The organism is Candidatus Baltobacteraceae bacterium (assembly GCA_036488875.1).
Lineage (GTDB): Bacteria > Vulcanimicrobiota > Vulcanimicrobiia > Vulcanimicrobiales > Vulcanimicrobiaceae > JAFAHZ01.
Window position 1 is genome coordinate 25,620 of the sequence record DASXGW010000006.1, and the last position, 9,810, is coordinate 35,429.

Annotated in this window: 8 protein-coding genes; 5 read left to right on the top strand and 3 right to left on the bottom strand. The window is 62.3% G+C overall.

Annotated elements, in window-relative coordinates; all coding sequences use genetic code 11:
• Positions 1-54 precede the first annotated feature (54 nt).
• Positions 55-1,365 (top strand): PQQ-binding-like beta-propeller repeat protein, encoded by a 1,311-nt coding sequence (locus VGG89_09110; protein HEY1976691.1) that lies wholly within the window; start codon positions 55-57, stop codon positions 1,363-1,365.
• Between the two features lie 102 nt (positions 1,366-1,467).
• A complete protein-coding gene (locus VGG89_09115; GenBank protein HEY1976692.1) occupies positions 1,468-2,472 on the top strand; it encodes a M48 family metalloprotease in 1,005 nt (334 codons plus the stop codon).
• Here the strand turns inward: VGG89_09115 and VGG89_09120 are convergent.
• Together VGG89_09120 and VGG89_09125 are read right to left on the bottom strand one after the other, a co-directional pair.
• Positions 2,469-3,932 carry a glutamine synthetase family protein gene (locus tag VGG89_09120; GenBank protein ID HEY1976693.1) on the bottom strand — a complete coding sequence of 488 codons (1,464 nt, stop codon included), beginning with the start codon at positions 3,930-3,932 and terminating at the stop codon, positions 2,469-2,471. The two genes, VGG89_09115 and VGG89_09120, sit on opposite strands and share 4 nt — an antisense overlap.
• Before the next feature lie 159 nt (positions 3,933-4,091).
• Positions 4,092-6,155 (bottom strand): S9 family peptidase, encoded by a 2,064-nt coding sequence (locus VGG89_09125; GenBank protein ID HEY1976694.1) that lies wholly within the window; start codon positions 6,153-6,155, stop codon positions 4,092-4,094.
• 99 nt (positions 6,156-6,254) lie between these two features.
• Between VGG89_09125 and VGG89_09130 the strand changes: the two genes are divergently transcribed.
• Positions 6,255-7,586: an amino acid permease gene (locus tag VGG89_09130; GenBank protein HEY1976695.1), complete on the top strand. Its 1,332-nt coding sequence runs from the start codon at positions 6,255-6,257 to the stop codon at positions 7,584-7,586.
• On the opposite strand, the gene VGG89_09135 is transcribed toward VGG89_09130, so the two are convergent.
• Positions 7,516-8,241, bottom strand: a complete 726-nt coding sequence (locus VGG89_09135) for a hypothetical protein (protein HEY1976696.1) — start codon at positions 8,239-8,241, stop codon at positions 7,516-7,518. The genes VGG89_09130 and VGG89_09135 overlap by 71 nt on opposite strands.
• Positions 8,242-8,284: 43 nt before the next feature.
• Here VGG89_09135 and VGG89_09140 point away from each other — a divergent pair, with 43 nt between their 5' ends.
• Together VGG89_09140 and VGG89_09145 are read left to right on the top strand one after the other, a co-directional pair.
• Positions 8,285-9,400 carry a hypothetical protein gene (locus VGG89_09140; GenBank protein ID HEY1976697.1) on the top strand — a complete coding sequence of 372 codons (1,116 nt, stop codon included), beginning with the start codon at positions 8,285-8,287 and terminating at the stop codon, positions 9,398-9,400.
• Positions 9,397-9,696 (top strand): MoaD/ThiS family protein, encoded by a 300-nt coding sequence (locus VGG89_09145; GenBank protein ID HEY1976698.1) that lies wholly within the window; start codon positions 9,397-9,399, stop codon positions 9,694-9,696. Before VGG89_09140 ends, VGG89_09145 begins: the two co-directional genes overlap by 4 nt.
• Positions 9,697-9,810: the final 114 nt, after the last annotated feature.

The following is a 9,810-nucleotide window of genomic DNA, read 5'->3' on the forward strand; positions in this document are numbered from 1 at the left end:
AAAAAGCGTCTCGTCCTCATCGAATTCCATCCATACCCGGGAATACTCTATTCCATGGCTGCCCTAGCTCGCCCGGCCCTGGCGATCGCTGCGATCGCGTTAGCAACGTTTTACCTCCTTCCCGCCGCCGTTTCGGCGGGATTCTCGATTCACTTTCCGCTGTTCCATCGGCAGCCGACCGACGGTTGGACGCAGTTTCGCTACGGACCCGACAACAACGCGGTAATCCCCGGAAAGCTCGAAACGTCCTGGCGCGTCGAGACGGGTGGCCAAATTTCCGCGAGCCCGACACTCGTCGGCAGCGTCCTCTATCTTGGAAATAATGACGGACATCTCTATGCAATCGATCCGGCGAGCGGACGCGCGTTCTGGACGTACGGAACGCACAACCCGCTGATGAGCGCGCCGATCGTGTACAACGATTTGGTCATCGTCGGCGAAGGCGATGCCAACAGCATGGGCTCCAGTCCGCCCGAACCAATCAAGGTCGGGCAAGGTCCGAGCTCGCTGATCGCGCTCGATCGCCGTTCGGGAAAGATTCGCTGGAAAAAAGTGATTGGCGGCTCCGGTATGCCGACTCCAGCAATCATCAACGGCGTTCTCGTGCAGCACAACGGCGCCGGTTGGGTCGGCGGTTACGATCCGGCAACCGGCGCGCGCAAGTTCGCGCATCATCTCGAGTCGGTCGCATCGATGTCGGCGATTCTTCCGCTGGGCGGCGATCAGTTCGTCACGACCGGTGTCGGCACCAACGCGGTGTGGAAGATGAGCGCCACGGACGGTTCCGTGCTTTGGCGCACCGTCTTTCCGCACGGCGCGTCGGGCATCGGCGACTGTCCGCCGGTGACCGACGGTAATCGCATCTATTGTGACTACGTCGTGCCCGTGCCGCCGGATACGGGCACACAAGTGGGCCGCCAGGCTCAACAGCGCGTTTTCGCTATCGACGTCAATACCGGAGCGAAAGTGTGGGACGTCGCTACCGATCGCGGCACGCTCTTGCCGCGCAACGAAGCCGGCATTCCGCTGCTCGTCGACGGCGTGCTTTGCGCCGGCAACGCACTCGCGCCGGTCATGCGCGGGCTCTCCGCCGACACCGGCGACCCGCTGTGGGCCGTCAAAACGCACGGTCCGGTCAAAGGCGGCTTGGTTGCCGTTGACGGCGTCGTCTACTTCGGCGACTACGGCGGCTACTTATGGGCGGTTGACGAACACACCGGCAACATCATCGGCGTGAAGAACGCGCACACGCGGTTCAACGTCGGCTCGCCGATCGTCGACGGTAAGACGCTCATTGACGGCAGCGATACCGGCGCGATCCTCGCAATGCCGCTAGCCGACATCCGCGCGGCACACGATTCTTAGGCCGCCGAGCGCTCGCACGTTGCCGGCGCTTCTCATCGATTCTTAGTCTCTTTTCGGCCGGCTCCGGGCGGGGAGCGCCGATGCTTAGGGAAGATGAAGCTTATGTCCCGCCCCCTCTCATGGCGCGCGGTTGCCGCCGTTTCACTCGCGTTGTCATTCTCGCCCCAAATCGCGCAAGCAGATACCAGCGCGAATCAGCAGCAAATTTGGGAGACGCAAATCGGCCAGCAAAAGTACGCCGAGTACGAGCAACGCGGCGAAATCGTGCCGCCGCAATCGCCGCTCTATCAAGCCATCGACTCGATAACCAAGCCCATTGCGAAGGTCGCTGACTCGCAGTACTTTACACCGTTTCATTTCATCTTACTGAACGAGTCTACGCCGAACGCGATGGCCATGCCCGGCGGGAACGTCTACATCACCACCGGCCTGATGTCGTTTCTGAAGAATCGCGACGAGCTCGCAGGCGTGATCTGTCACGAAGTCAATCACGACATTCACCACGACATGTACGCCGTCTATCAGGCCACCCAGGGCGGGCGCGCGCCGCAAGACCCCAACGCGATCGCCTACGAACGCCAGGTCGAGTCCAATGCCGATCGGGCCGGAGCGTACACGTGCGCGAAGGCGGGGTTCAATCCGTGGGGGATGGTGTGGAACTTCCGGCTGCACGGTCAGACGCCGATGGCCGCCGCGCAGGAAGAGCCGAACTCGAATCATCCTAGCGACTCCTCGCGCGCCTCGGATCTGATCGCGTTATTCCAAAGCGATCCGGGGACGTTCGCCAGGTTTAAAGATGACGTCGCGGTGGCAACGCCGCTTGCGACGCCGCAGGTTGCCCAGCAATACGGCTACCAACGGCCGCAGTATCAACAGCAGTATCCGGGATATCCGCAGCAACAGTATCCGGCGTATCCGCAAGCGCAGTATCCGCAGCAAGGCTATCCGCAACCGCAGTATCCGCAGCAAGGCTACCCGCAACCGCAGTATCCGCAGCAAGGGTACCCGCAAGCGCAGTATCCGCAGCAAGGGTACCCGCAACCGCAGCAGCAACAGCAGGGTCCGTATCCCCCGCCGCCGCTGCCGCCGTGCTATCCGTACTGCTAGAACAGATTCCAGAGATACTGATTGTAGACTTCGTGATGGTACTGGACTTCTTGTGCTTTCACGAAGCTGCCAAGTAACCGCGGGCATCGGTCCGCGCTGGCCTGCTTGAGATCCGCATAACGTGCTTTGACGTCGGCACCGAGCAGCTCCGTCGTCCACGGAGATGTCCGGAAGTCGTGCAGCGCGTCGTAGATGTTGTCGGGCAGATAGTGCTCGGCCTGGCGCAGTCCTTTTTCGTCGCTGGTGCGACCATGCAGCCCCGTCTTGAAGACCGCCAGCAACACCATGTACGGATTTGCGTCAGGCGCGACCGAACGCACCTCGGTGCGCATGCTGCGCTCGTTACCGAACGGAACCCGTACCATGGAACCCCGATCGATCGCAGAGGCCTTGATTTGGTTTGGCGCCTCAAAGTGCGGATCGAGCCGGCGATACGCATTGACGCTGGCGTTGAGCATCAAGCACACGTCGCGTCCGTGGGTGAGAATCCGGTCGACGAACTGCCAGCCGAACTGGCTGAGTTTCTCCTCGCCGTCGGGATCCCAGAACAGGTTCTTCCCGTCTTTGCTTACCGACACGTTGGTGTGCATGCCGCTGCCGTTCACGCCGACGACCGGTTTGGGCAGGAAGCTCGCCGTCATCCCGAGCCGCGTGGCGACCTGGCGGCAGATCAGCTTGTAGAGCTGAATTTGGTCGGCCGCCGCAACGACTTCGCCGTAGCTATAGTTGATCTCGAACTGCGAAGGCGCGACCTCGGGATGGTCCTTTTCATTTTGGAATCCCATGGCGCGCTGCACTTCGGCCACCGTGTCGATAAAAGTGCGCAGCGGGTCGCCCGGCAGCGAGTGATAGTAGCCGCCGGTATTGACGTAATCGAACTTCCCGGTTTCGTGATAACGGCGTTCCGCATCGAGCCCTTCGAAGAGGAAGCCTTCGATTTCGTTGGCCGCGTTGAGCGTGTAGCCGTCGTTGGCGTAGCAGTCCTTGGAGAGCTGCTTGAGCGCGCCGCGAATGTCGCCGGCAAAGGGCGAACCGTCGCGGTCGAGCACGTCGCCGAAGACCAGCACCTTGCCGGGACCGAAGATATCCGACGGCGCCCAATAGAACGCACTCCAATCCAGGCTCAGTCGCAAGTCGCTTTCGCGCTGCGGCGTAAACCCGCGAATCGACGATCCGTCGAACGTCAGATTGTCGTGCGAACCCAACAAGAACTTCTTGTCGTAATCGAGCATGTGCAGCCGGCCCTCGAGGTCGGTGAACAACACGGTTACGGCTTTGATGCGTTTTTCGTCGGTGAGATATTTGAGGCGCTGCTCGGCCAGTTGATGGGCGGCGACGCGCTCTTTACGTTGTTGTTTAGCAGCGAGATTTAGATCCTCGAGCTCGTTATACGGCAGCTCGAGAAAATCGCGCAGTTCGGACGACATCGGCTGTCTCTGAACTCCTTCGGTCGGCTTCATCGGTGTTATCCTCCCCCAGCGGTGCGTTATCACCGTATTTCGCCGGGACACCGGCGGGTTACGCTGGCCCGCTACACAATCCGATGATGCCGCGTTTATGCATCCGGTAAACGCCGCCTTGTGGATAAGGGCACGTTCCGGAGGATAACCGGCCCGGAGCTAGGGGTTGAGGTACTTGCCGAGCCAGTCGAGCATGATGTGCAGCCGCTCCACGCGGTGGATCGGCGATCCCGTTCGGTTGAGATCGTGATTCTCGTTGGGAACGGCGACGTATTCTACGGTTTGCCCCAGCACCTTCAGCGACGTATATTCTTGCAGCGTCTGATCGATCGGCGCGCGCGTATCTTCGTCGGAGTGCAGCAGCATCAACGGCGTGTGAACGCCTTCTACGTACGTCAGCGGCGAGAACTTGGCGTAATCGGTGCTCGCCGGGTTCCACGCCGGCCCCCACGTGTAGTAGCCGCCGCCCAGGCCGCCTTTGCCCGCGAAATCGGCCGCCAAATTTTCGCTCACGAGATTACTGACGCCGCGCTCGGCGACACCGGCTTTGTACCGATCGGTGTGCGCGACCACCCACATCGTGGCGTAACCGCCGTAGGAACCGCCGGAGACTCCTAGCCGGGTCGCGTCCACGTCGGGACGCTGCACGGCAGCATCCATGACGGCCTGTACGCCTTGGAACATGGCGTCGCCATAGTTCCCTTCCAACGCCTCTTCAAGGGCGTATCCGTGTCCCGTACTTCCGGCCGGATCGGAGAACACGACGTTATACCCCATCGATGCGTACACTTGGAACTCTTGAAAGAACGTGTCGCCGAACTGCGTTTCGGGGCCGCCGTGAATGTTCAGCAGGGTCGGATGCTTCGCGCCCGGCTTTCCGCCGGTGGCCGGCATGAACCAAGCCTGCACGGTGTTGCCGAGGGAATCTTTCACGGTGAACTCTTGCGGCGTCGACAGCGTCGCCGATTTGAGATAGTCGTCGTTAACGTGCGTGAGCTGCCGCGGAGTTCCGTTGACGACGTCGGTAACGTAGACGTCGGCGGGATGCGTGAAATCGCTGTAGAGATACGCGACGCGTTTGCCGTCGTGCGAAACCGAGCACGACCACGCTTCACCCTTGGGCGGCGTCGCGTCGCGAAACGTTCCGCTCGAGAGATCTAAAATGCGCAGGTTCGAATAACCCGGCCCGTCGACGTTGAGGAGTGCCCAGTCCGACGACGGCAGCATGTTGACGCAGAACCCGCCGCCCTCTTTCATGTCGGCGAGCAGCGAGTCGCCCCACGACGCCGTGTTTTTGGCGACGACCGTTTTTGCATCGCTGCCGTCAGGTTTTGCAACCGCGAGTGCGGGCAGCGCCGCCCCGTCCTTGACGTCTTGCGTGAGATAGTAGAGACGGCTGCCGTCGTTGCTGAATGACACCGCAAAGTTGGCCGGCAGCGACGAGCTCATCTTCTGCATCGCGCCTCCCGTCGATGGGATCGTATAGACGTCGCTATCGGCCCCGTCGACCGGTTCATAGCGCGTCGAGCTGAAAAGCATCGTGCGATCGTCGGGCGACCATGCGGCGAAGCCTTCAGAGTACTGCCCGCTCGTGATCGCTTTGGCGCTGGATCCGTCGGCGTCGACCGTCCAGATGTGCTGATGGTCCTGATACACGTAGCCGGCGCCGTTGACTTGGAAGAAGAGTTGGCCGATCGTGCGGATGTCGGTGTTCTTTTGGTCCGCTTTCGGCGTAAACCCGGCTTTGGCGAAGTCGATGTAGGCCGCATGCGGCGGATCGCTCTGCGTGACGGTAAGCGCGATACGCTTGCCGTCGTGCGAGACGACCGGGCCCGAGACGCCCTCCTTGACGTGCGTCAACTGAACGACCGTTTCCGTCGCGAGCGTGTAGCGATAGAGCTGCGGCTTCTGCTTGGGCATCGTGCGAACGAAAACGAAGCTCTTGCCGTCGGGCATCCAGTCGTAGTCACCGTCGCCCAGGTGTTTGGTCACGTTGTGCGTCAGGTTTCCGGTGGCAGCGTCGACGAGCTCGATCGACCGGTCGTAGGTGTTCTTCGGACCGTCCATCTTCGACGACTCGACGAGCACGTGCGTCCCGTCGGGGGAGATCAACGCGCTGCTGAGGTAGGTCATCTTGAACAAATCTTCGGGCGCAACCGAAGCGGCCATCGCCGGGGCCGCGCAGCACACCGCAAAACAGAAGGCTGCCAGAAACTTTCGCATGACGTTCATAACGCGTCGCCTTCGGCATGCGCTTCGCGCTGCCTCGTCGAGTCGCGGCGTTTGAAGCGGTTTTCAAAGATTTTTGAGGAAGATCGCTCGATGAGGCCGCAGTTGCTGCGCCGGCTCAACACCTTCGATCTCGCATTGATCGCGGTCGGCATCGTGATCGGCTCCGGAATCTTCCGCACGCCGGCGGTCGTCGCACAGCGCGCACACCTGCCCGCGTTGATTCTCGGGTGCTGGTTTGCCGGCGGCATCATCGCGCTGATCGGCGCGTTCATCTTTGCCGAGCTCGCCGCGCGCCGGCCCTTGGACGGCGGACTCTACGGCTATCTGAAGGATGCCTACCACCCGGTCGTGGTCTTCGTTTTCGGGTGGACGTTCCTGTTCATCGTCAGCACGGGCGCAAACGCCGCCGCGGCGGTGCTGTTCGCGGGATACGTGGAGCCGCTGGCCGGGATAAACGTCGACACCCGGCTCGTCGCTGCAGTCACGCTTCTCGCGCTCGCTTGCATCAATCTCCTCGGGGTACGCCAGGGCGGCAACTGGCAAAACGCGACGACGGTATTGAAGGCCGGCGCACTGGCTGCATTGATCGTCGTTTGCCTGTCGGCGCATCCGCAGGCTCACCAGGCCGCAACGCAAGTGCTGAGCGATCGCGTGGGACTTCTCGGTGCGCTGGGCGTCGCGATGCTTCCCATCCTTTTCAGCTACAACGGCTTCCAGAACGCTACGCTCATTTCTGCCGAAACGATCGAACCGGCGCGAACGATCCCGCGCGCGCTGCTGATCGGAATGATGGCCGTCGTCGTGCTCTACGTCTTAGCCAACTTCGGATATCTGCACGTTCTGGGCGCGACGGCACTGGCCGGCAGTACGGTTCCCGCCGCGGCTGCGATGGACGCGGTCGTCGGCCCGATCGGCGAAAAGCTCATCGCGATCGCGATTGCACTCTCGACGCTCGGCTACCTCAGCACGTGCATGCTCGTCCACCCTCGCGTCTACTATCACATGGCCGCCGACGGTCTATTCTTCCGGCCGCTGGCATGGGTCAGCGAATCTCGACGGGTACCCGTCGTCGCGATCTTGCTGCAAGCCGTCATCGCGTCGGCGATCGCCCTGAGCGGAAGCTACGAGCAAATCATCAACTGGGTCGTTTTACCGCAATGGCTCTTTTCGGGTCTGGCGGCCGTCGCGCTCTTCATCTTCCGCCGGCGTGATGCCGGCAAGCCCGCGCCGGCCACGCGCGTGCCGGGGCATCCGTATACGACGGCACTGTTTATCGCCGCTCTCGCCGGGATCTTCATTAGCGAGTTCGTCATCTATCCGCGCGACACCGTGTACGGCATTGCCGTACTCGTCAGCGGCGCAATCGTCTTCGCGGTGTGGCAGCGCCGGCGGCGCCCGCCGCAGCCGCAGATAACGCCGTAAGGCCGTCGCCGACCGAAGCGAACCGGCGGTAGCTATTTTGCCGCTGCTCCACGCGTCCCCAGCCATGGAAGATCAACGTGTGGCCGTTATACTGCTGCTGCGCGACCGTGACGTCCCACAGATCGGGCAAGACCTGGCCGAAAGCTACGGTGATATCGGCGGAGTCGGTGTGCGCGGGTAAGACGCTCGGGTGAAAGTGCAGCGCAACGATACGATGCGACGGTTCGTCGATCCACATCGTTCCGTCGCCGTGCTCGTCGTCGCGCTCGAGGCTCGTGAAATCGACGGCAACTGCTGCGGCCGGGCATCGTTCGCACGGAGCTGACCCGGCACTAAAGCGGTACTCGGCTAGATACTTCGTATCGATCGGTAAGTGGTAATCGTCTTCAACGTAGGTCGGTTTGTTCGCATCGTCGCCGAGCGTGCGCATCTTCACCACGGCGCCGTCGTCGCGCAACACCATCGCGCGCGAAGAGCGGTCGACGTTGTGTGCCGGGCCGTGCTCCGTGTAACGGTAAGCAAGCGAAAACGCGGTGACTCCATGGCGTGTTGCGGCAAGCGCCCGTGCGGCATCGCCGGCGAGCGTTCCGGCGTCGGTCGCCGGCGCCGCCCCGAGCCCCGCGATGACGACCAGGAGCGCAAGTTTTGACCACATGGCGAACAGGCTTCTACGAGCGCCCCTGCGTAATCCGCCGTACATGAGCAGCGTACGGGTTTTAGTCGGCACCCGTAAGGGCGCGTTCGTTTTGCGCTCGGACGGGACGCGAAAGAGCTGGCAGGTCGACGGACCGTTCTTTCCCGGATGGGAGATCTATCACGTCAACGGCTCGCCCGCCGAGCCGAACCGCATCTACGTTTCGCAAACCAGCGGCTGGTTTGGGCAGCAAATGCAACGCTCGGACGATGGCGGCAACACGTGGGAACCCATCGGTAACGAGTTTCTCTACGCCGGCGAGACCGGCACCCATCAATGGTACGACGGCACGCAGCGGCCTTGGGAGTTCAAGCGCATTTGGCATCTCGAACCATCGGCTACCGATCCCGACGTCGTCCACGCCGGCGCAGAAGACGCCGCCATCTTCCGCTCGGGTGACGGCGGGAAGACGTGGACCGAACTAGCCGCGCTGCGCAACCACGATTCCGCGCCGTCGTGGCAACCGGGTGCCGGCGGCATGTGCCTGCACACGATCATCTTCGATCCAAAAGATCCTCAACGAATCTTCGTCGCGATCTCGGCAGCCGGCGCGTTTCGCAGCGACGACGGCGGGCAATCCTGGAAGCCGATCAATCGCGGGCTCGTTTCGCAGTACATTCCCGACCCCGGCGCGGAAGTTGGCCACTGCGTTCATCGGCTTGCGATGCACCCGTCGCGTCCCAACGTGCTCTTCATGCAGAAACACTGGGACGTCATGCGAACCGACGACGCCGGCGAATCGTGGCGCGAGATTAGCGGCGATCTGCCAACCGACTTCGGTTTCGCCATCGACGTGCACGCGCACGAGCCGGACACCGTTTACGTCGTACCGATCAAGAGCGACGAGCAGCACTTCCCGCTCGAGGGCGCGCTGCGCGTCTATCGCAGCCGCAGCGGCGGCAACCAATGGGAGCCGCTAACGAAGGGACTGCCGCAGCGCGACTGCTACGTCAACGTCCTGCGCGACGCGATGGCCGTCGACGATCTCGATTCGTGCGGCGTCTATTTCGGAACGACGGGCGGGCAAGTCTACGCGTCCGCCGATGCGGGCGAAACGTGGTCGGCCATCGTTCACGACCTTCCCGCCGTGCTATCAGTCGAGGTACAGACGCTGGCGTGATCCGAGTCGTGCTTCCGTCACACCTGCGCACGCTCGCTCGTATTGAAAGCACCGAGGTGGCTCTCGACGTGGATGGCGATGCAACGCAAGCAACGGTGCTCGATGCGCTCGAGGAACGTTTCCCCGTTCTTTGCGGGGCCATTCGCGATCGCACGAGCGGGCGACGCCGGCCGTTCATCCGATTCTTCGCGTGCCGTCGCGACCTGTCGCACGAGTCCCCCGACGCTCCCCTTCCCGGTGCCGTGCGCGGCGGCGACGAGCCCTTCCTGATCGTCGGCGCCATCGCCGGCGGGTAGGAAATGGACGTCCTCGTGCATATTCTTGAGTTCATAAAGAGGAGGGAATCGCCGTGGCTGGGACGCCTCGTTATCGCCTAGCGTTCTTCACCGTCGCCTTCGGGGCGCTCGCCG

Coding starts and splice junctions, on each gene's coding strand:
- VGG89_09110 (HEY1976691.1), top strand. CDS start 55: ATGGCTGCCCTAGCTCGCCCGGCCCTGGCGATCGCTGCGATCGCGTTA.
- VGG89_09115 (HEY1976692.1), top strand. CDS start 1,468: ATGTCCCGCCCCCTCTCATGGCGCGCGGTTGCCGCCGTTTCACTCGCG.
- VGG89_09120 (HEY1976693.1), bottom strand. CDS start 3,932: ATGAAGCCGACCGAAGGAGTTCAGAGACAGCCGATGTCGTCCGAACTG.
- VGG89_09125 (HEY1976694.1), bottom strand. CDS start 6,155: ATGCGAAAGTTTCTGGCAGCCTTCTGTTTTGCGGTGTGCTGCGCGGCC.
- VGG89_09130 (HEY1976695.1), top strand. CDS start 6,255: ATGAGGCCGCAGTTGCTGCGCCGGCTCAACACCTTCGATCTCGCATTG.
- VGG89_09135 (HEY1976696.1), bottom strand. CDS start 8,241: ATGTGGTCAAAACTTGCGCTCCTGGTCGTCATCGCGGGGCTCGGGGCG.
- VGG89_09140 (HEY1976697.1), top strand. CDS start 8,285: ATGAGCAGCGTACGGGTTTTAGTCGGCACCCGTAAGGGCGCGTTCGTT.